At 73.7% G+C, this 20,295-nt stretch carries 18 protein-coding genes; 11 read left to right on the plus strand and 7 right to left on the minus strand.

Annotation, left to right across the window (positions count from 1 at the left end; all coding sequences use genetic code 11):
• The first annotated feature begins 1,438 nt into the window (after nucleotides 1-1,438).
• Complete coding sequence (locus AC02VZ_RS11585) at nucleotides 1,439-2,434, plus strand: hypothetical protein (RefSeq protein WP_476475302.1); 996 nt, start codon at nucleotides 1,439-1,441, stop codon at nucleotides 2,432-2,434.
• Between the two features lie 153 nt (nucleotides 2,435-2,587).
• Here AC02VZ_RS11585 and AC02VZ_RS11590 read toward each other — a convergent pair whose 3' ends face one another.
• The 3 genes from AC02VZ_RS11590 to AC02VZ_RS11600 form a co-directional block, all read right to left on the minus strand.
• Nucleotides 2,588-3,058: a hypothetical protein gene (locus AC02VZ_RS11590; RefSeq protein WP_432054231.1), complete on the minus strand. Its 471-nt coding sequence runs from the start codon at nucleotides 3,056-3,058 to the stop codon at nucleotides 2,588-2,590.
• A gap of 329 nt (nucleotides 3,059-3,387) precedes the next feature.
• Nucleotides 3,388-4,044, minus strand: a complete 657-nt coding sequence (locus AC02VZ_RS11595) for a response regulator (protein ID WP_476475303.1) — start codon at nucleotides 4,042-4,044, stop codon at nucleotides 3,388-3,390.
• On the minus strand, nucleotides 4,041-4,832 hold the full coding sequence (locus tag AC02VZ_RS11600; RefSeq protein ID WP_476475304.1) for a hypothetical protein: 792 nt from the start codon (nucleotides 4,830-4,832) through the stop codon (nucleotides 4,041-4,043). Before AC02VZ_RS11600 ends, AC02VZ_RS11595 begins: the two co-directional genes overlap by 4 nt.
• A gap of 161 nt (nucleotides 4,833-4,993) precedes the next feature.
• On the opposite strand from AC02VZ_RS11600, the gene AC02VZ_RS11605 reads away from it, so the two are divergent.
• The gene (locus AC02VZ_RS11605; protein ID WP_432054228.1) at nucleotides 4,994-5,563 is read left to right on the plus strand and encodes an RICIN domain-containing protein; all 570 of its coding nucleotides are present in this window, start codon (nucleotides 4,994-4,996) and stop codon (nucleotides 5,561-5,563) included.
• 344 nt (nucleotides 5,564-5,907) lie between these two features.
• On the opposite strand, the gene AC02VZ_RS11610 is transcribed toward AC02VZ_RS11605, so the two are convergent.
• The 3 genes from AC02VZ_RS11610 to ku form a co-directional block, all read right to left on the minus strand.
• Nucleotides 5,908-6,585 (minus strand): hypothetical protein, encoded by a 678-nt coding sequence (locus tag AC02VZ_RS11610; protein ID WP_476475305.1) that lies wholly within the window; start codon nucleotides 6,583-6,585, stop codon nucleotides 5,908-5,910.
• The gene (locus tag AC02VZ_RS11615) at nucleotides 6,575-7,090 is read right to left on the minus strand and encodes a SigE family RNA polymerase sigma factor (protein ID WP_362091721.1); all 516 of its coding nucleotides are present in this window, start codon (nucleotides 7,088-7,090) and stop codon (nucleotides 6,575-6,577) included. Before AC02VZ_RS11615 ends, AC02VZ_RS11610 begins: the two co-directional genes overlap by 11 nt.
• A gap of 514 nt (nucleotides 7,091-7,604) precedes the next feature.
• Nucleotides 7,605-8,678, minus strand: a complete 1,074-nt coding sequence (gene ku, locus AC02VZ_RS11620) for a non-homologous end joining protein Ku (RefSeq protein WP_476475306.1) — start codon at nucleotides 8,676-8,678, stop codon at nucleotides 7,605-7,607.
• Between the two features lie 71 nt (nucleotides 8,679-8,749).
• Between ku and ligD the strand changes: the two genes are divergently transcribed.
• The 9 genes from ligD to AC02VZ_RS11665 all read left to right on the plus strand — a co-directional run bounded on the left by ligD (nucleotide 8,750) and on the right by AC02VZ_RS11665 (nucleotide 18,410).
• Complete coding sequence (ligD, locus tag AC02VZ_RS11625; protein WP_476475307.1) at nucleotides 8,750-9,637, plus strand: non-homologous end-joining DNA ligase; 888 nt, start codon at nucleotides 8,750-8,752, stop codon at nucleotides 9,635-9,637.
• A gap of 531 nt (nucleotides 9,638-10,168) precedes the next feature.
• Nucleotides 10,169-10,675, plus strand: a complete 507-nt coding sequence (locus AC02VZ_RS11630) for a protein-tyrosine phosphatase family protein (RefSeq protein ID WP_476475308.1) — start codon at nucleotides 10,169-10,171, stop codon at nucleotides 10,673-10,675.
• 248 nt (nucleotides 10,676-10,923) lie between these two features.
• Nucleotides 10,924-11,811, plus strand: coding sequence for a hypothetical protein (locus AC02VZ_RS11635; protein ID WP_476475406.1), 888 nt, complete (start codon nucleotides 10,924-10,926; stop codon nucleotides 11,809-11,811).
• On the plus strand, nucleotides 11,808-13,076 hold the full coding sequence (locus AC02VZ_RS11640) for an ATP-binding protein (protein ID WP_432054223.1): 1,269 nt from the start codon (nucleotides 11,808-11,810) through the stop codon (nucleotides 13,074-13,076). The genes AC02VZ_RS11635 and AC02VZ_RS11640 overlap by 4 nt, the downstream gene beginning before the upstream one ends.
• Nucleotides 13,077-13,181: 105 nt before the next feature.
• Nucleotides 13,182-13,745, plus strand: a complete 564-nt coding sequence (locus tag AC02VZ_RS11645) for an SH3 domain-containing protein (RefSeq protein WP_476475309.1) — start codon at nucleotides 13,182-13,184, stop codon at nucleotides 13,743-13,745.
• Nucleotides 13,746-13,785: 40 nt separating this feature from the next.
• A complete protein-coding gene (locus AC02VZ_RS11650) occupies nucleotides 13,786-15,147 on the plus strand; it encodes an FtsW/RodA/SpoVE family cell cycle protein (RefSeq protein WP_476475310.1) in 1,362 nt (453 codons plus the stop codon).
• Nucleotides 15,144-16,610: a penicillin-binding transpeptidase domain-containing protein gene (locus AC02VZ_RS11655; protein WP_476475311.1), complete on the plus strand. Its 1,467-nt coding sequence runs from the start codon at nucleotides 15,144-15,146 to the stop codon at nucleotides 16,608-16,610. Before AC02VZ_RS11650 ends, AC02VZ_RS11655 begins: the two co-directional genes overlap by 4 nt.
• A 70-nt stretch (nucleotides 16,611-16,680) precedes the next feature.
• A complete protein-coding gene (locus AC02VZ_RS11660) occupies nucleotides 16,681-17,190 on the plus strand; it encodes a DUF3291 domain-containing protein (RefSeq protein ID WP_476475312.1) in 510 nt (169 codons plus the stop codon).
• A 281-nt stretch (nucleotides 17,191-17,471) separates the two neighbouring features.
• Nucleotides 17,472-18,410: an AurF N-oxygenase family protein gene (locus AC02VZ_RS11665; protein ID WP_476475313.1), complete on the plus strand. Its 939-nt coding sequence runs from the start codon at nucleotides 17,472-17,474 to the stop codon at nucleotides 18,408-18,410.
• A gap of 3 nt (nucleotides 18,411-18,413) precedes the next feature.
• On the opposite strand, the gene AC02VZ_RS11670 is transcribed toward AC02VZ_RS11665, so the two are convergent.
• Nucleotides 18,414-20,150: an Imm49 family immunity protein gene (locus AC02VZ_RS11670; RefSeq protein WP_476475314.1), complete on the minus strand. Its 1,737-nt coding sequence runs from the start codon at nucleotides 20,148-20,150 to the stop codon at nucleotides 18,414-18,416.
• Nucleotides 20,151-20,295: the final 145 nt, after the last annotated feature.

Raw genomic sequence — 20,295 nt, forward strand, 5'->3', positions numbered from 1 at the left:
ACCCGATCGAGTCAGAAACCGACGACACCACCCTGCCCACCGAACTCACCGCATAGCCTCAAAACGAGATCACCGAGTGGCCGTCGATACACCACTCCCGCGGACGTGACCCCCGCGATTCCCGAAGTTCCCGCGGTCGGCCCCGTCCTGGCGCCCGTCGACGGTCCGTGCACCGGCCCCGGCTCAGCTGCACCCCTACCTGCGTGAAATGGCCAAGATCCGTCACCAGCGGAGGCGCTGGGGCCGGGGCTTCGCGTAAGTGCGGGTGTGCCGTTCGGAGCGGGCGCGGGCAGGGCCGCGGCGAGGACGGGATGGTGGCGGAAGGGCTGCCGCCCGTGGGGCGCGGGCGGAGAGCATGTGGACTGTGCCGCCCCGTACAAACGGTCGACGCCTCGGGGCTGGGCGCTTCCTGCCGGATCACCACGCCGGCTTCCGCGCTCGCCGGTGGTGTGATGACCGCATGCGGCCTGAGCACTGTGCGACGAGACATCACATGACGTGTGGCAGGGAGCCGTACTGCCTCCGGCGCCGGCACGGATTACGTTCCGGCTGGTGTCGCGCGGCTCCCTGCTGCCAGTCCTGATCTGGACCGGCATCGCGTGCTTCGTGTATGTCGTGTACAGCCCAGTCCTGGCGGCTGTGCTCGGTGGCTGCTTCCTGCTGTCGTGTGCCGAGGGGTTCGGCCTCCGCCGCAGGGCGGGGCATACCGTCCGGTGCAGCTTTCACGGTGCACTGAGCGGGGTGCTCGACAAGTCCATGGCCGGGTGGTGAAAGGGCCCGCTCGGCGATCGGCGTTGGTGAAGGTTGTGGTGCTCGCTCCCGAAGGCTCCGTCGCCCGTGCGCATCTCGATCAGGTCGCGGCCGCTGTGGCTTGACGGGCCGGGGCTCCGCTCAGGTGGGGGGCGCGGCGGCGCTTCGGCGTCGTCTCGCGGGCGCGGACGGCCCTGGTCCGGCACTACTGTGGCGCGCCGTCGGTCCGACGAGGACCATCCCGCGCGGGTGCTTCCCGAAAGCGCGTGGGCCGGGGCGGCGGAGCTGCCGGGTGGGAGGGCTGCTCCCCCGGGCGCGAGGGTGGCTGTCCGCTCGGGGAGCTGTGACAGTCCGTTTCCGCCGGGTGGTTGTCACTGGGCGGCGACGCCTCGTACCGACGGGGGAGGTGGACGGGGCCTGGAGGAAAACGCGGGCCCCGTTCCCCCGCCTCGGCCATACTCCAAGCGTGATCGAGAGTCCTGTGCCGATACCGTCGGCTTCGGTTCCCGCGGGTGTGGTCGGTTGGTCGTCCGGGGACGCGTGGGCGTGGGAGCGTGCTCGGCCCGCTGCGTGGGCGCGGCCGGTGTGGGCGGTGTCGGCGTTGCTGGCCTCCCTGGTGTGGGCCTTCGCTGTGGAGCCGGGGCCGGTCTGCAGTGAGGCGGTGCCGTGCGGGCCGGACTGGGGTGGCATGGCGCAACTGGGGCTGGCCGTGGGGCTCGTGTACTGGGCGGCCCGGGGGTCGGATCTGGTTCTGGTCGCCGCGCCCCTGCTGGCCGTCTCGGTGGGGCTGACGGAAGTGCCGGGCGCGGATGCCGCGTCGGCGGTGGCGAACCTCGGGGTGATCGCGGCCGTCGGGCTGTGCTGGGCCGGTGCCCGGGAGCGGGTGGCGGCCCGGCACCGGCAGCGGGAGCTCGCCCTGCGGGCGGCAGGGGAGGCACGGCATCGCCTGCCGGGATCCGTGATGCCGTTGCAGCGGGGCACGGTCCTGATCGCGGTCGGGGCCACGCTGTGCGGTCTGGCCGCCTGGGCGGTGGGGATGGGGCTCGGCGGTATCCGGGCGGACGAGCGGCGCGCCGACGCGGCCGTCGCCGTGGAGGCCGAGGTGGTCGCGCGGCACGACCTGTCGCTGCGGGTGCGTCTCGACGGTACGAGGACGGTGACCGTCGACGCGCTCTTCCCGGAGCACTACCCCGTCGGGGGCACGGTGACGGTGCTGGAGGACGGGACGTGGCGGCGGCTGGTGGCCGAGCCCTACGACGCCTTCGACTGGCAGTTGCTGGTCCTGGTCGCCGGGCTGCCCGGGCTCTCGCTGCTGGGCTCGGGACTGCTGGCGCGTCGGCGGGCGGTGGCCCTGCGGCGGGCGCCGGTACCGGCGTTGCGGGTGCTCGAACGGCTCGGGGAGGACGGCCTCGTCCGGGTGTACGCCGCGGACGACGTGGCGGGCAGTGACCCGGTGCTGGTCTGCGACCGGGTGTTCGCCGTGCGGGTGGCCGGTCCCGGGGAGCCGGTGGTCGCCGACCCGCGTGCCGTCGAGCCCCGGCTGCGTGAGGCCGTGCTGTTCGGGGCGCCCCACGACGGGGGCGAACTGGTACTGGTCACCACGGGGGCGCCGCCGCACCCGGTGCGGGTGCGCGGCCACGCGCGGGCGAGGGCCGGGGCACCGGCACCGTGGGGTGCCCGGTAGGGGAACACCTACCGCGAGTGGACTGGTGAGTCGGTGGGACGGGGAGTCACGGCGGGGCCCCGCCGACCCCTGTCTCGTGCGGCCCGTCCCGGCCCGTCCGAGCCCGTCCCGACCCAGCGCGGGCCAGGACGGGCCCGGAGCCGGCGGTGCGGGTCAGGCCTTGGCGGAGTACCAGCTGGTGCAGCCGTGGCTCGTGGTGCCCTTCTTGATGCAGGCCCGCAACTGGATCTTGGTGCCTTCCTTGAGGTTCTTGGTCTTCTTGACCTTGGAAGGGGCGGGCTTGCCCTGGGTGCTGATGTTGATGATCATCTTTCCGTCCGAGACCCGCTTGACCTGCCCGACGACGTAATAGCCGTCGCTCTCCTTGTCGTTGACGTAGAGGGTGTCACCGGTCCAGGACCCCAGGAGCGGGTCGGCCGCCCACGTGATGGCACCGATGTTGTTCGGGTGGTGGAACAGCTGGAAGCCGCGGGTGCCGTCCTTCTTCAGCTCCTTCTTGTAACCGATCTCCTCCCAGGTGAGCTTGGGAGCTGCCTGCGCGGCGGGCGAGGTCAGGACGGAGCCGAATACGGCCAGACCGAGGGCAGCGGCGACGGTGGCCGTGCGACGGGCGTACGAACGCAATGTGCTTCTCCTTGGACGGTGCTTCTACCGGGTGGGCCTTCCCACTGCGCCGGTGGTGCGATGGAGGACGCTAATGGCCGATCTGCGTCCCAGCGCCCGGCTGGGGACATCTTGGGACGGGGAAACGTCTGACCTGCGGGAACGCGCCGACGGATGGGACGAGCCGGGACGGGGGGACGACGCCCCCGCCGGGTCCGCCCGGCGGGGGGTGCGGACGGCCGTGGACGGCTGTGGACGGCTGTGGACGGCTGCCTGCGGACACGGTCACGCGGTCGGCTCCGGCCGGCGGTTCGCGTCCCGTGACGGGGCCGTCCCGTGAAGGAACGGGCTCAGTCGACGCCCCAGCCGTCCTCGCGCACCCGGACGGCCAGGTCTGTCTTGGTGTACGTGGGGCGGCCGGCCTGCTGGTACTTGTCCTTCACCCGGTCCAGGTAGTACTTGGCGGTGTGCGGGCTGATGCCGAGGCGGCGGGCCGTGGCCTTGAGGGTGAGTCCGGAGGCGTACTCCACCAGGACCTGGCGTTCCTTGGGGGACAGGGCGGGGCGGGCGGGTGTGTCGTCGTGGGCCCAGGCGAAGGCGAGTTCGGGGCAGTGGGCGGTGCCGCCGGCGGCGATGTCGGTGAGGGCGCCGACGAGCGTGGGCAGGTCGTGGTCCTTGGTCAGGTAGCCGTCCGCCCCGGCGGCGATCGCCGCGACGATCCTGCCTCGGTCGGCCACGGTGCTGATGACCAGGACGCGCGGCCCGGCGGCCCGCAGACGGCGGATGTTGTCGGCGGGGCTGGAGCCGTCGCGCAGGAGCAGGTCCAGGAGGACGACGTCCATGGGCGGTGGCTCCGGGGCGGCGGGTGCGGCGGGGGTGAGGAGGTCGTCGACGGTGGGGGCCGTGGCCGCCAGGTGGACGCCGGGCACGTCGGCCAGCCAGAGCCGCAGGCCGTCGAGCAGCATCCGGTCGTCGTCCACGGCGCCCACGCTGATGGTGCCCGTCATGCCGGCCACCGCAGTGCGACGCGGGTGTCCTCGCCGGGGGCGCTGTCGACGGACGCGGCACCGCCCGCCTCGTTCATCCGGGCGGTGACCGAGTGGCGCAGGCCCAGGCCCAGGCCCAGGCTCTGGGGGACCTTCTCGGGGCCGAAGCCCACGCCGCAGTCGACCGCCGTCACGGTGACACCGCCACCACCGTCCTCAGTGCCGGTGGCGGTACCGATGGCAGTACCGATGGCAGTGCCGGTGGCAGTGGCCGCGTCCGGCCTGTTGCCCTGGCGGCGCAGGTACCACCAGAAGACGCGGGCCATGACGGCGGAGGCCACGACGGCGTGGAGAGGCGCGACGGCCACCGCCACGTCCGCGTCGGTCAGCCGGTTGCCGGCCGCGTGCGTCGCGAGGAGCGCGGCGACCGCTCCGGCCACGGCGGGCAGCCGGGGCAGGGGCAGGGCGACCGCCGACGCGGCGCTCGCCGAGCCGCCGAGGAGCATCGCCCGAGCGACCTCCGCCGGACGCCGCGCGCCGCCGGCGCACACGACGAACGAGAGGAAGCAGCCGACGAGGAGCAGGTCCGCGAGGACCCGCCCGACGGTGACCGAGCCGTGGGAGCGGGCGGTGGCGAAGAGCAGGACGCTCACCGCCAGGGCGACGGTGACGCCCGCCCGGGACAGCAGGCTGTGCCGCTGGTGCTGGGCGGGCGCCAGGACGCCGAGCACCAGGTGGCCGGCCCGGTGGAGGCCGGTCGCCGGGATCATGAACGACTGGGACCGCTGGAGCCCGGAACCCTCGCTCACCGCACTCTCTCCCCGCCCACACAACCCCCCTGAACAGGCGGTACAGCCGGACGACCGGACGCACTAGCTTTCAGGGCGTTCCGGTGCTGAACACGACAAGCCATCAGATCACGGCACCGGCGCACCTCACCGCTCGGAATTCAGGCAAAGGAGGAAGCGCAGTGGCTCGATGTGTGCGCCGTGGGGGGATCCTCGCGGTTCTGGCGTCCTTGCTGGTCATGCTGTTCCCGGGCATGGCCACGGCAGCCGATCCGCCGATCCGCTACACGGGCTGGATCGACAACGCCGCCATCTACGAGATGCGGGCCTCGTACTCCTGGCAGTGCATGGACGTGCGCGGCGCGTCGCAGAACCCGGGGGCGGTCGTCCAGCGCTTCGACTGCAAGGGCAAGCTCCACCAGCGGTTCTACTTCATGCAGTCGCCCACGCCCGGCCTGTTCTTCATCGGTGTGTACGGCAAGTACTGTCTGGGCGCCCAGAACGCCTCGCAGGCGGACGGCACCCCGATCGTGATCGGTCACTGCCAGGGGCCGGGGCAGTACTTCCGCTGGGTGGACCAGGGCAACGACCACTGGGAGATCGTCGAGGCGTCCAGCGGCAAGTGCCTGATGGACACCGGGCGGCGCGGCGCGATCCAGCTGGGCAGGTGCGGGAACATCAGCGAGCCGTACCCGAGCCTGTGGACCCCGCGGTACCACCGTCAGTACAACTACACGAGCGTCTGGGGCTGACCGGACCGGCTCCGGGAGGGGTTCGGGGCGGCACCGCCGGGCGACCGGCGGCCCGCCGTCCCGAGTACGGGGGAAGGGGCGGCCCGTCGGGAGAGACGGGCCGCCTCGTCGTGTCCCCGGGCAGCCTGTCGTGTGTCCCCGGTCCCCCGCACGGCCCGACGCCAGCAAGGAACGTTGCCCGCACGGAACGTGGCCCGCGCGGGGGACCGCTCCACTCCCGCCGCGAGCCACCGGCCGCGAGCTGCGGGCTGCGGGCTGTGCGGGCTGCGGGCTGTGCGGGCTGCGAGAACCGCGAGCAACGGGTGACGAGCAACGAGCCGTTCGCCGTCGCGCCGCTCCGTCGGTCAGCTGGACGCGGATGCCGTCGCCGCTCCGTCGGTCACCTCGATGCGGTCGCCGACTCTGATGTGGGCGTAGAACCACTTCGCGTCGGTGGGGTTCAGGGCCGTCCAGCCGAGCTTCCCGCGGAGGGTGTCGCCGGTGCGGGCGCCGACGTAGACGACGGCCGTCCGGTCGGCGGCCCGGAGTTCGACCACGTACAGCACCTTGATGCCGAGGCCCTCCTTGATGACGGCCTCGGCCGGGAGTTCCTTGACGGCGTGCTTGGCGGCCACGGTGAGTTCGCTGCCGGCGGGGAGGGTGGCGGCGTCCTCCGACGGGGCGTCGAGGCGCATGGTGCGGTGGTCGACGGTGAGGGTGTGCCGGCGCAGGTCGAGGACGTCGTCGTCGGTGGTGGTCGGGGCGGGGGTCGCCGGGCTCGCGGGGGCGGTGGCGACGGGGGCGGGAGCCGGGGAGCCCGCGGCGGGGGTGCGGTGGGCGGCAGCGGTGTCGCCGGGGTGGAGGGTGAAGGCGAGCGCGGTGACGGCGCAGGCCGCCGCGGCGGTCATGCCGACGGCGGCGGTGGTACGGCGGCGGCGGGCGCGGCGCACCGCGCGGAGGCGGATGCGGGCCGGGGGGACGGGGGGCGGGAGTTCGTGGTCGGCTGCCAGCCTCCGCAGGGCCGAGGCGAGTTCATCCGACACGGCCGCCCTCCCTCCAGGCCGGTTCCTCGGCCTCGTCCACCGTCAGGTGCCTCGCCAGCGCTGCCCTCCCGCGGGACAGCCTGACCTTGATCGTCCCCACCGGAGCGCCGGTTTCGGAGGCTACCTGCTCGACACTGAAGTCGCACAGATGATGGAGGACGATGGCCCGGCGCTGCGGTTCGGGGAGTAGGCGGAGGGCGGCGACCAGGGCGGTGCGCTCGGGACCGGGGCCCGGGGCGGGTTCGGGGGGCGGGGTTCCGCGCATCAGCTCCAGCCAGCGCCTGGCCCGCCGCCATCGGCTGACCGCCAGGCGCATGGCGACCGTGCGCACCCACGCCTCGGGGGCTTCGTCGGCCACCAGTTTCCGGCGCCGGTCCCACGCCCGTACGAACGCCTCCTGGACCACGTCCTGGGCCTCGCCCAGGTCCCCGGTGAAGGCGTAGAGCTGCCCGGTCAGACGGGGGAACGCGGCCGCGTAGAAAGCGTCGAACTCGTCCTCGGTCATGCCCTCCACCGGACCTCGTCCTCCCGTGCGATCCGGGTGTCCCCGTCCCGCGGACGAGTCCCACGGATCGCGTTCATCGAAGCACACCCGCCTGAGAGGACGCCGAACTCGCGTTCCAGGATCCCTTGTTCCGACGGGCGGACAGCGACGGCCGGGACCGGTGCGCCAAGCCCGTTGCGACGCAGGTGAGTTCGCGCGGAACGGCAGGCCACGCGGGTGGCGCCGACCCGTCGGTCCGAGGGGCACCACCCCACGGACCGACGGTCCGGGCGTCCGGCCGGGCGTGACCCGTTCCACACGAGAGGGGCGGCCGGAGGACACGGAGGGCGAGTGGAGCCCGGGCGTGGGCGGCTGCCCCGTGGATCACCACGCCCGCCCGGCGCCCCGGTCATACGTCCTCAGCCGCCCAGCACCCCGTTCGGCCCACCCGGCGCCCCGACCACCCGATCCTCAGCCCACCCGGCACCCCGCTCGGCCGGCGCCCGGCCCGCCCGGCACCGGCCCGCCCCGTGCCTCAGGCCGAGCGCTTGCGGGACGCCGTCTTCTTGGCCGGAGTCTTCTTCGCGGCCGTCTTCTTCGCCGACGACGTCTTCTTGGTCGTGGACCTGCGCGTCTGCGAGCCCGACTTCCCGCCACTGCCACTGCCGCTCCCGCTCCCGCTTCCGGCGGACCTCGACGAGGACGACGACGAGGCCGTCTTCTTCGCGGGGGCCTTCTTCGCCGTGGACGCGGACTTCTTCCCGCCGGTCTCCTTGGGCGACGAGCGGGACGTCTTGCGCTGCGGGAGCTGCTTGACCTCGGCGTCCTCCTCCCCGCGGGACTCGCGGGCGGCGCGGACGCTGCTCTCCAGCGCCGCCATCAGGTCGAGCACCTTGCCGCCGCCTTCCGGCTGGGGCAGTTCCGGCGGGGCCTCGCCGGCCACCTTCGCGGCGATGACCTCCTCCACGGCCTCGCGGTACTCGTCGTGCAGGTCCTCCAGGTCCACCTCGCCGAGGGTGTCCATCAGGGCGTCCGCCAGGTCCAGCTCCTTGTCGCGGACGGTGACGTCGCTGTCGGGGGCCACGCCCTCGGGCGCACGCACCTCGTCGGGCCAGAGCAGGCCGTGCATGGCGATGGCGTCCTCGACCACCCGGAGCATGCCCAGCCGCTCCCGCCCCCGCAGCGCGAACTTGGCGATGGCGACCTTGTTGCTGCGTTTCAGCGCCTCGCGCAGCAGGGTGTACGGCTTGGCCGCCGGGGCGCCGCTCGCCTGCAGGTAGTACGCGGAACTCATCTGCAGCGGGTCGATCCGGTCGGCGGGGACGAAGGCGACGATCTCGATCGTGCGGGCGGTGGGGAGCGGCAGCTGGGCCAGGTCCTCGTCGGTGATCGGGATGATCGAGCCGTCCGCGTCCTCGTACCCCTTGCCGATCTCCTGCGAGCTGACCTCGCGGTCCTCCAGCTCGCAGAACTTGCGGTAGCGGATCCGCCCGCCGTCCTCGGTGTGGATCTGGCGGAAGGAGATCGCGTGGCTCTCGGTGGCGTTCACCAGCTTGATCGGGATGCTGACCAGGCCGAACGAGATCGCGCCGTTCCATATGGATCTCACGTGAGCACCCTTCCGGTCGTTGCCGATCACACCTGGGGTTCTTGCCCCGGTTTGCGTGGGATTCTCATCGTATGGCGCCCATCACCGAGGTGGAGGGGCGACGGCTCGCGCTCAGCAATCTGGAGAAGGTGCTGTATCCCGCCACGGGCTTCACCAAGGCGGAGGTCCTGCACTACTACGCGACCGTCGCCGACGTACTGCTGCCCCATCTGCGGGACCGGCCGGTGTCGTTCCTGCGGTACCCGGACGGCCCCGACGGCCAGGTGTTCTTCACCAAGAACGTGCCGCCCGGTACGCCCGAGTGGGTCACCACCGCCGAAGTGCCCCGGTCGGAGGGCCCGGCCCGGATGGTGCTGCTCCAGGATCTGCCGAGCCTGATGTGGGCGGCGAACCTGGTCGCCGAGCTGCACACGCACCAGTGGCTCATCGGTGACCCGGCCGAGGCGGACCGGATCGTGTTCGACCTGGACCCGGGTGCTCCGGCGACGATCGTGGACTGCTGCGAGGTCGCGCTCTGGCTCCGGGAGCGGCTCGCGGCCGACGGGATCGAGACGTACGCGAAGACGTCGGGCTCGAAGGGCCTGCACCTGCTCGCGGCGGTCCGGGACGCCTCGTCCGAGCGGGTGTCGGAGTACGCGAAGCAGCTCGCCGTGGAGGCGGAGGAGGCCATGCCCCGACTGGCGCTGCACCGGATGACGCGGAGCCTGCGGCCGGGGAAGGTCTTCGTCGACTGGAGCCAGAACGCCGCCCGCAAGACCACGGCCACCCCGTACACGCTGCGCGCGCGGGCCGAGCCGCTGGTGTCGGCGCCGGTGACCTGGGAGGAGGTCGAGGAGTGCCGGTCACCCGAGTTGCTGGCGTTCCGCGCCCCGGACCTGCCGCCCCGCCTCCAGGACCACGGCGACCTGCTGGCCCCCCTGCTGGACCCGGCCGAGGCGGCGCCGCTGCCGGGGCCGTGACGGCGGGGCGGCGCCGCTGGCCGGCCGTGACGGCGGGGCGGGAGGCCGTCGCCGGGCCGTGATGCCGGGGTGGGAGGCCGTCGCTGGTGGGCCACAGCGGTCGGCCGGCCGCCGGCGTCTGCTACCTGAACCGGCCTCGGGGAGCCTCCGGCGCGGCGAGGCCACCGCACGGCGGGCGTCCCCGCGTGACGCGGAGGCGCCCGGACACCCGGACGCCCGTTCGCGCCTCCTCCTGGTCGGCGCCCCCAGGTCGACCCGGCCCGCCCGCCTCCGGGTCGTACGAGGCGAGGTGGCCGCCGTCCGGGCTGCGGACGTGCAGCCGCTGCCGGCCGTGCTGCCGGATCGGCGGGACACGCAGCCGCTCCGTGCACCATCACCCCCGACCCGTGGGACCAGGCGGGGTGCTCCATGCGCCATCACCCCATCACCGTGGGACCCGGGCGGGGTGCTCCGGGGGCGAGAACCCGGCTACCGTGGGGACCGGTTGGCCCGCCGGGCGGTCCGCTCGCGGGCGGGTGACGGGAGGTGCCGTTGCGTACCCGCGGGAAGCAGACCGACGTACCGGCACCGGGCCGTCCGTGGGACGAGATCGTGCCGGGCCTGTGGATGGGCGGGCACCAGTTCCGGGGCGGTTCCGGGCGGCTGGAGTTCGCCGTGGTGCGGCAGGAGTTCGATCTGGTGCAGTCGCTGCTGCGGCTCCCCGGGCACGGCCCCGACGCGGGGGTCGAGCACCAGGTGTGGCCGATCCCGGACGGGCCGCTCGACGGCGGGCAGCTCGCCGGCGTCGTCCGCCTGGCCGAGGCGGCGGGCGAGGCGCTGGACGCGGGACGACGGGTCCTGGTCCGCTGCTTCCACGGGTACAACCGCTCGGGACTGGTCGTCGCGCACGCACTGGTGCGCCGGGGCAGGACCGCGGAGGAGGCGATCCGGCTGATCCGGGACCGGCGCTCGTCCTGGGCGCTGCACAACGACGTCTTCGTGGACTACCTCCGCACGGGACTCGCCACGGCCCGGCCGCCGGAGGAGCCGGCCGGCTGACCGGGCGCGGGTGGCCTGCCGGGCGGGGGGCGGTGTCCTACCCGGTGCCGGGCGCCCCCGGCACAGGGCGCGGGTGCCTCCCGGGCCGGGCCGCCCCGGCACGCGGCGCACCCGCCCCCGCACGGGCCTCCCCCGGCTCCCCCGGGCGTCGCGCGGGCCACCCGGTGCCCAAATAGGGACGTCCGCGCGAATAAGGTGTGTGCGCACCGGCCCACGAACCCAGGAGTGCAGTGCCCGCCAGCCGCCGTATGCGCGCCGTCCGCCGTGCCGCCTGTCTCCTGCTGGTGACGGCGGCCCTCGCGGGCTGCGGGGACGACGGGAGGCTGCGCGGGGCGGGGGCGACGCCCACCGCGATCAGTCCGGCCCGGCTCTGGCCGGAGCTGACGCCCGCGTCGAGCCCGGCGTTCGACCTCGGCGAAGTGGACACCGAGGTGATCGAGGGCGTCACCGTGCCCGGCGGCGACATCCGCGCGGTGGACCCGGTCGCGGTGGTGCGCGCCGAGATCGCCGCTCACCCGGAGGACTACGCGGGCGACGCGGCGCCCTTCCGGGAGACGGCCCGCCGGATGAGTGACTGCGCCGACGGACCGGGGTCCGCGAAGCCCGGTGGGCGGCAGGGCGAGGACGGCTGTCCGGTGCTGGAGCCGTACTACCGCGACCTCACCGGTGACGGCCGCGCCGAGCTGACGCTGGGGTTCCGGCTGCTCCCGGAGAAGCTGACCGCCGTGCGCGTCTACACCGCCGGGCGGAACCGGCTCACGCGGATCATGTCCTACGACGACGCCCTGAGCGGGGTCGAGCTGGCCCGGCGGTCGGTGATCATCCGTTCCCCCTCCGAGGTCGCCGGGTACGAGTACCGGCTCCAGTGGACCTGGGACCCGGAGCAGCGGGCGATGCTGCTGACACACGACGAGATGCTGCGCACGGGCGCGTCGGCCCGCCCGAGGCCCTCGCGGTCCGGCCGGCCCTCGGACCCGGCGTCGGCGTCGGCGTCTCCCACGTCCCCGGCGCCCCGGCAGTCCCCGGACGCCCGAGAGCCCCGGGAACCCCGGCAGTCCCCCGAGCCCTCGCACCCCCCGGCGGCCGGGGGCGTCCCGTCGGCCCGTTCCCCGCAGTCCCCGGCGGGCGCGCGGTGAGACGCGCGCTCCCCCGCTGGGCCGGGCCCCTGGCCCTGAAGACGGCCGTCTTCATCACCGTGATGTGCTGCGCGCTGGCGGCGCTGCTCGGTGTCCTGGTGCACGTGCAGGTGACCGACCAGACCGTCGGGCAGGCGCGTGAGCTGGCGCTGCGGCGGCTGGCGGAGGCGACCGAGGCGTACGAGGCCGGGGAGTCGCCGCGCCGCGACGCCGGGGTGGACCCGGCTCAGCTGCCGGACGAGCTGCGCCGGCTGGCGGTGTCCGGGGAGCGCGGCACCATGGTCGCCGAGCACGACGGGCTGCCCGCGATGTGGGCGGCCGGGCCGCTGGACGGCGGACGGGCGCTGGCGGTGTGGGTCGACTACTCGCAGGGCGAGCGCACGATCGACGGGCTGGACAGCGCCATCGTGTGGTCCTCGGGCCTGGCGATCGGCACCACGCTGCTCCTGGGCGCCTTCGCGGTGACCCGGGTGACGCGGCGGCTGCACACCACCGCGCGGGTGGCGCGGCGGATCAGCGCCGGCGATCTCGACGCACGCGTGGAGGATCCGCGGGCCAGGGACCGCACCCGGCCGCAGGACGAGGTGGCGGCGGTGGCCGCCGCGCTGGACACCATGGCGGCGTCGCTGCAGGGCAAGCTGCTCGCCGAGCAGCGGTTCACGGCGGACGTGGCGCACGAGCTGCGCACCCCGCTGACCGGCCTGCACGCGGCGGCCGAGCTGCTGCCGCCGGGCCGGCCGACGGAGCTGGTGCGGGACAGGGTGGCGGCGTTGCGCACGCTCACCGAGGACCTGCTGGAGATCTCCCGGCTGGACGCCGGGCGGGAGCGGCTGGAGCTGGACACCGAGTGGCTCGGGGAGCTGGCCCGGCGGGTGGTGCGGGGGTCGGGGACGGACACGGAGGTCGCCGTGGTGCGGGACACCGCCGTGGAGACGGACCGGCGGCGGCTGGAACGGGTGCTGGGCAATCTGGTCGCCAACGCGCACCGGCACGGGCGGGCGCCGGTGACGCTGACCGTCGACGGGCCGGTGGTGACGGTGCGCGACCACGGCGACGGCTTCCCTGACTACCTGGTCGCGCACGGGCCGCAGCGGTTCCGTACGGAGAGCGGGTCGAAGGGGCACGGGCTGGGCCTGACCATCGCGCTGGGGCAGGCCGAGGTGCTCGGTGCCCGGCTGGAGCTGTCGAACGCTCCGGAGGGCGGTGCCGTGGCCAGGCTGACCCTGCCTCAGGAGGCGTCCGCGACCGCCGGTGGAGTGACCTGACGGCTTCTCCGATGGCGCAGCAGGGCGGGCGGGGCCCCGTGGGTGGCTCCTACTGTGGCGACAAGTCAGCTTTCCCTGCTTTCGACCTCGTATGGAGGTATCGCCATGTCCCTGCGCTCCCCCTCGATCCGCCGGCTGCCCATAGCGCTCGCGGCCGGTGCGCTCGCACTGGCGACCGCCGTCACGCCGGCCGTCGCGAGCACCGGCACCGCCCCCGCCGACGAGACGCCGTGGAGCCAGCAGAACGGCACCGGCGGCACCGGCGACGGCGGCTCCGGCCAGCAGAGCGGCGGCACCCACCAGCAGGGCGGGAACAGCGCCTGGGGCCAGCAGAACGGCACCGGAACCAGCGGGCAGGGCCACCAGCAGGGCGGCAACGGCACCGGCGGCCAGGCCGACTGGGGCCAGATGAGCGGCGGCCACCACGGCGACCAGGGCGAGTACCGGGGTGTCGTGACGGCGGACCGGCTGGCCCTGCGCAGCGCGCCGACCCGTGGCTCCCAGGTCATCCGGTACGCGCACCGCGGTGAGGTCGTCTCGATCTTCTGCAAGGTCCCCGGCGACAACGTGAACGGCAACCCGCTCTGGTACCTCCTCACGGACGGCACCTGGGCCTGGGGAGCCGCACGCTACATCGACAACATCGGGCCCGCGCCACGCTGGTGCTGATGAGCCGGACGCACACACCCCCCATGGGTAGGTTCCGGGCATGAGCAAGGCCGGAACCACCCCGGCGACGGCCGGCCCGTCCCCGCCCGCCGTCCGCCCGTCCGGGCGTCGCGGGATCGAACTCGCCCTGCTCGTCCTGGCGGTCCTGCTGTCGGTGTACGGGTACTGCGCGGTCGGCCTCGCCCGGCACGGCTCCGTCCCGCCCGGCGCCGCCGGTTACGGCGCCGGGCTCGGCGTGCTGGCGCTGGTCGCCCATCTGGCGGTGCGGTTCCGGGCGCCGCTCGCCGATCCGCTGCTGCTGCCGATCGGCGTCCTGCTCAACGGGCTCGGCCTGGTGCTGATCTACCGGCTCGACCTGGAGACGCCGGGCGACCGGGCGGCCCCGACCCAGCTGGTCTGGTCGACGCTCGGGGTGGCCCTGTTCATCGGGGTCGTGCTGGTGCTGCGCGACCACCGGGTGCTGCAGCGCTACACCTACCTGTGCGTCACCGCCGCGCTGGTGCTGCTGACGGTGCCGATCCTGTTCCCGGCGGTGAACGGCGCCCGCATCTGGATCCGGGTGGCCGGTTTCTCCATCCAGCCCGGCGAGTTCGCCAAGGTGCTGCTGGCGGTGTTCTTCGCCGCGTACCTCGCCGCGAACCGTGCCGCCCTCACCTACGCCGGACGCCGGGTGGGCGGGCTGCGGCTGCCCACGGGACGGGTGCTGGGCCCGATCGTCGCCGTCTGGCTGGTGAGCGTGGGCGTCCTGGTGCTGGAACGGGACCTCGGGACCTCACTGCTGTTCTTCGGCCTGTTCGTGGTCCTGCTGTACGTCGCCACCGGCTGCACCGGCTGGATCGCTGTCGGGCTGCTGCTGGCGTCGCTGGGCGCGCTGGCGGTGGGCCGGCTGGAGCCGCACGTGCACCGCAGGATCGAGACCTGGCGCAGCCCGTTCGCGTCGATCGAGGCGGGCGAGGGCGCCAACCAGATCGCGCAGTCGCTGTTCGCGTTCGCCGAGGGCGGGCTGCTCGGCACCGGTCTGGGCCAGGGACACTCGGTGCTCATCGGCTTCGCGGTGAAGTCCGACTTCATCCTCGCGACGGCCGGTGAGGAGCTGGGCCTGGCGGGACTGTCGGCGATCTTCCTGCTCTACGGCCTGCTGGTGGAGCGCGGCTACCGGGCGGGGCTCGCGCTGCGCGAACCCTTCGGCCGGCTGCTCGCCGTGGGGCTCGCCTCGATCGTGGCGCTCCAGGTGTTCGTGATCGCGGGCGGGGTGACGGGGCTGATCCCGCTGACGGGCATGGCGATGCCGTTCCTCGCCCAGGGCGGTTCGTCGGTGGTGACCAACTGGGCGATCGTGGCGCTGCTGGTCCGGCTGAGCGACTCCGCGCGCCGCCAGGACGAGGGAGGTGCGCACGGGTGACGCCGTACATCCGGCGCGCGGCGCTGTTCTGCGCGCTGCTGCTGGTGGCCCTGCTGGTGAACGCGGCCCGCGTGCAGCTGCTGCGGGCGGACGCCTACGACGGCAATCCGGCCAACCGCAGGGAGACCATCGCCCGGTACGGACAGCCGCGCGGCGACCTCCTCGTCGGCGGCCGGCCGGTCACCGGCTCGCGGGACACCGGGGAGCACCTGCGGTACGAACGGACGTACACCGACGGGCCGTTGTACGCGCCGGTGACCGGCTTCGCCTCCCAGGAGTACGGGACGACCCTGCTGGAGCACACCGAGGACGGGGTGCTGTCCGGCACCGACCCGGCGCTCGCGCCGCTGCCGCTGTGGAACGACTTCACGCGGTCCCGCAGCCCGGGCGGTCACGTCGAGACGACGATCCACCCGGCGGCGCAGCGGGCCGCGTTCGAGGGGCTGCGCTCGCGCAAGGGCGCGGTGGCGGCGGTGGAGCCGTCGACCGGGCGGATCCTGGCGCTGGTGTCCGTGCCGTCGTACGACCCGCAGCCGTTGTCGGGGAACGGGGCCGAGGCGAGGAGGGCCTGGGCCCGGCTGAACGCCGATCCGGACAAGCCGATGCTGAACCGGGCGGTGCGGCAGACGTATCCGCCGGGTTCCACGTTCAAGGTGGTGACGGCGGCGGCGGCGCTGGACGCGGGCGTGGTCACGGACCTCGACGCGCCGACGGACTCGCCGGAGCCGTACCGGCTGCCGGGGACGACGACGACCCTGACGAACTCCTCCCGCGGCTGCGCGGACGCCTCGGTGCGGGAGGCGTTCGTCTGGTCCTGCAACACGGTGTTCGCCAAGCTGGGGGTGAGGACCGGGCTGGAGGACATGACGGCCACCGCGCACGGCTTCGGGTTCAACCACGCCGGCCTGCGGATCCCGTTCTCCGTGGCGCGCAGCACCTTCGACACCACGATGGACCGGGCGCAGCTCGCCCTGTCGTCGATCGGCCAGTACAACACCCGGGCCACCCCGTTGCAGATGGCGATGGTGGCGGCGGCCGTCGCGAACAACGGGCAGGTGCGGGAGCCGTACCTGGTGGAGCGGTCCACGCGGGCGGGCGGCAGCACGGTGGCGACGACCGGGTCGCGGCCGGCGCGGCGGGCGATGCACCCGGCCACGGCACGGCGGATGCAGGAGCTGATGCGCGAGGTGGTCGAGAAGGGCACCGGCACCAACGCCGCGATCCCCGGCGCGGTGGTGGGCGGCAAGACCGGCACCGCCCAGCACGGACTGGGCAACTCCGGCACTCCGTACGCCTGGTTCGTCGCCTGGGCGCAGGGCGAGCGGGACGCGCAGGCGCGGGTGGCCGTGGCGGTGGTGGTGGAGGACGCGGCGGCGAACCGGCGGGAGATCAGCGGCGGCGGGACGGCGGCGCCCGTCGCCCGGGCGGTGATGGAGGCGGTCCTCAACTCGCCGTCTCGATAGCGCACTTGCCGTGACCGGTGGGCGAGACGGGGGTACCGGACGGACGCTGGGCCGACCTACCGTCCCACGCATGACCGAAACCGCCGCGTACGAACTCGCCCAGGTCAACATCGCCCGTCTGCTGGCCCCGTTGGACTCCCCGCGCCTCAAGGACTTCGTCGACGCGCTCGACCCGGTGAACGCCGACGCGGAGGCCGCCGACGGCTTCGTGTGGCGCCTGGTCGGGGACGCGGGGAACGCGACGGACGTGCCGGTCTTCGGGGACCGGTGGCTGATCGTCAACCTGTCGGTGTGGCGGGACACGGACGCGCTCACCGCGTTCATGTACCGGGGCCGCCACCGCGAGATGCTCGCCCGGCGCCGCGAGTGGTTCGAGCGCGTCGAGGAGGCGATGGTCGCCCTGTGGTGGGTCCCGGCGGGACACCGCCCGACGGTGGCGGAGGCCGAGGCCCGCGTCCTCCACCTGCGCGCCCACGGCCCCACGCCGTACGCCTTCACCCTGCGGACGGCCTTCCCGGCGGGCGCGTCGGAACCGGTGACGGGCGAGGTGCCGGAGGGGCTGGGCTGCTCGGCGGTCTAGGGCGGAACACACCCCGGGACCCCGACAGGCCCACGGACGGCGGTGGACGGCGGTGAGATCGGTGTTCACGGGAAACGGCACGGCCGGCCCACCCGGGGCGCGTCTGCGTTCCGGGTGCCCGACGAGGGGGAGCAGGGGCACGGGCGAGCCGTTGACGCACTCCGCCCGCTAGACCGTTCGTCAACAAGTCGCGCCGAAGGGATTGACGGTCTTGCTGACAGGCAGTCTCATAAGTGGGGTGAACCACCGGTAACCCGAGACGCCCACGAGGTGGAACCGCCATGACGACCCTGACGGAAGCCGACGCGCTGGACGGCCTGCGCGACGCGCTCGGCCTGCTCAAGGACCGCGAGCAGGTCGCCCAGCGGCTGCTCGACTCTTCCGCCAAGCACTCCTTCGACCCGGACAAGGAGCTGGACTGGGAGGCACCCTTCGAGGAGGGCAAGTGGTTCTGGCCTCCCGAGCTGGTGTCCCTGTACGACACCCCGATGTGGAAGCGGATGAGCGAGGAGCAGCGCATCCTGCTGTCCCAGCACGAGGCCGCGGCCCTCGCCTCGCTCGGCATCTGGTTCGAGATCATCCTCATGCAGCTGCTGGTGCGGCACATCTACGACAAGGCCGCGACGAGCGCCCACGTGCGGTACGCGCTCACCGAGATCGAGGACGAGTGCCGGCACTCCAAGATGTTCGCCCGGCTGATCACCCACGGCGGCACCCCCTGGTACCCCGTCAGCCGCGTCCACCAGCAGCTCGGCCGGCTGTTCAAGACCATCTCCACCACCCCGGGTTCCTTCACGGCCACCCTGCTCGGCGAGGAGGTCCTGGACTGGATGCAGCGGCTCACCTTCCCCGACGAGCGCGTGCAGCCGTTGATCCGGGGCGTCACGCGCATCCACGTCGTCGAGGAGGCCCGTCACGTGCGGTACGCGCGTGAGGAGCTGCGGCGGCAGATGGTGACCGCGCCGAAGTGGTCCCAGGAGTTCACCCGCATCACCTCCGGCGAGTTCGCCCGGGTCTTCTCGGTCGCCTTCGTGAACCCGGGCGTCTACACCAACGTCGGCCTCGACAAGCGCGAGGCCCTCGCCCAGGTCAAGGCGAGCGGGCACCGGCGGGACGTGATGCAGCAGGGGTCCAAGCGGCTCACGGACTTCCTGGACGACATCGGCGTGCTGCGCGGGGTGGGCCGGCGCCTGTGGAAGTCGTCGGGGCTGCTGGCCTAGGCCCTAGAAGGGCTGGGCGGTCTGCAGGATGCCCTGCGGGAGGTAAGGGCTCTCGACGCGGATGGTCCATCCTCGGCGGCGGGCGTGGCAGGCCAGGGCGAGGATGTCGAGGTCCACCGAGGCGTCCGGGGCGTCGGCGCGGTCGGCGACCTGGTAGTACGCGCGGTGGGCCTCGAGCGCGTCGGCCAGGGCCAGGTTGAAGCTCTCCTCGTCGCCGTCCACGAGTTGCGACAGCAGCACGGCCGGCGGCATGACGAAGCCCCGGCCATCGGCCCTCTCGGCCTGCTGCACGGCCCGTTGCGCGGCCGGTTCGGGATCGGTGACCGCCAGATAGGCGTGGAGGGCCTCGCGGTACGCACGGAACGGGGAGCGGTCCGGGCGGGCGAAGGCGGGGCCGGTGAGGACCAGCGGGGCGAGATCCTCGCGCGCGCCCGTGATGAGCGCGAGGGCGGTGGCCTTCTGCCATGTGCCGGCGTCGGCGTGCTCGCCCCGCTCAGCCGTACAGCGCAGTCGGTGGCCGTCGACCGACACCTCGACCTCGGTGCCCGGCTCCGCCAGCGCGATCCGGAAGAGGGCCGCCCCCGTTCCGGAGGCCAGCCGGAGGGCCGTGAGCTGGGCCTGTGCGGCCTCTTCCGGGCTCCTCGCGTACCACTTGAAGAGGCGCTCCTGATCGTTCACGGCACGGGCGAGCCGCCGGACGGCGAGGGGTTCCCCGGCGGTGGGGGTGAACGCCTCCCGGAGGCGTTCCTCGTACTTGGCCTCCAACCGCGGGCTGACCGTCCGGTCGAGAGCCGGCCGCTCCACCGTCAGCGGACCCGCGGCGAGCTCGGCGACCGCGGCGGGCCGCCGGTCCCGGCCGAACCCGGCGACCCGTGGGCCCGGGGTCTCGAAGCCGGTGACCAGGGCGTGCGGGAGGTAGTCGGTGTGGACGGCGGGCGCCCAGCCCAGGGTCCGGTGAGCGAGCGCGGCGAGCGCGAGGGGAACGAGGGGCAGCAGGCTGCTCGGGGAGGACGCGGGGCCGTGCTGAGCGGCGTGCCCGGCGAGGACGTCGGTCAACGCGGCGTCGAAGGGCTTTCGGTCCTCGGCGGCCAGCGCGCGCAGCGCCCGCAGTGCCACGCTCTCCGGGCGGTCCAGCAGCGGCTTTCCGGTCTCCTCGGACCGGATCCGGATCCGGTCGAGGGCGGCGTCGACGGCGGTGAGCCTGGCCTGCGCGCTCGGCGGGTGGTCCTCGTCGTCGCCGGTGTCGTCCAGGACCACGGCCATCAGACCTGTGGCGAGTTCGCCGACGGGCGTGCCCTTCGTCCGCTCGGCGAACTCCTGCCGGGCGAAGTGGAAGGCCTCACCGTGCCACTTGGCCCTGTCCCCGAGGACGGCCAGACAGAGCGCGTCGATCCATTCCCCGGGCGCGGCCCTCTCCTCGGGGGCGTCGTCATCCGGGTCGTAGCTCATGCCGAAGTTCACGTAGTGCAGGAAGACCTGGAAGCCGCAGTGCGGGTGGTAGGCGGCGTAGGCGACGGCGCCGGCCGCCGCCTCGCAGGCGTCCTCGAGGACGGCCTTGGCCTCCGCCGTGTCGAGACGGGGCGTTTCCACGGAGAGCGCGCCCAGATAGTCGAGGAACTGGTCGGCGATCGACTGCCACGCGTAGGTGGACATCCGGCCGCCCCGCGACATCGACCGGACATAACCTCCGATGCGGTTCGTGAAGTCCTCGCGCGCTGCTCGCACGGCCACTTCGCTCACCTGGTGACGCTGTATTCGCACTGTTCTACCCCCTGGTCACTGCTGGGAAGAGCCTAGTGCCGAACGGTGAGGCGGTGATCAGCCGTCCGGTCCCGGGGCGAGGTGAGGTGGAGGAGCCGAAGGGTCCGTTTCCGCTTTCCCCGTG

This window comes from Streptomyces sp. 3-6, assembly GCF_056323165.1.

What these genes read in the sequence shown, in the direction of transcription:
- AC02VZ_RS11650 (WP_476475310.1), top strand. Translation starts at nt 13,786, where the DNA reads ATGAGCAAGGCCGGAACCACCCCGGCGACGGCCGGCCCGTCCCCGCCC.
- ligD (WP_476475307.1), top strand. Translation starts at nt 8,750, where the DNA reads ATGGCGCCCATCACCGAGGTGGAGGGGCGACGGCTCGCGCTCAGCAAT.
- AC02VZ_RS11615 (WP_362091721.1), bottom strand. Translation starts at nt 7,090, where the DNA reads ATGACCGAGGACGAGTTCGACGCTTTCTACGCGGCCGCGTTCCCCCGT.
- AC02VZ_RS11645 (WP_476475309.1), top strand. Translation starts at nt 13,182, where the DNA reads ATGTCCCTGCGCTCCCCCTCGATCCGCCGGCTGCCCATAGCGCTCGCG.
- AC02VZ_RS11595 (WP_476475303.1), bottom strand. Translation starts at nt 4,044, where the DNA reads ATGACGGGCACCATCAGCGTGGGCGCCGTGGACGACGACCGGATGCTG.
- AC02VZ_RS11665 (WP_476475313.1), top strand. Translation starts at nt 17,472, where the DNA reads ATGACGACCCTGACGGAAGCCGACGCGCTGGACGGCCTGCGCGACGCG.
- AC02VZ_RS11585 (WP_476475302.1), top strand. Translation starts at nt 1,439, where the DNA reads ATGGCGCAACTGGGGCTGGCCGTGGGGCTCGTGTACTGGGCGGCCCGG.
- AC02VZ_RS11660 (WP_476475312.1), top strand. Translation starts at nt 16,681, where the DNA reads ATGACCGAAACCGCCGCGTACGAACTCGCCCAGGTCAACATCGCCCGT.
- AC02VZ_RS11635 (WP_476475406.1), top strand. Translation starts at nt 10,924, where the DNA reads ATGCGCGCCGTCCGCCGTGCCGCCTGTCTCCTGCTGGTGACGGCGGCC.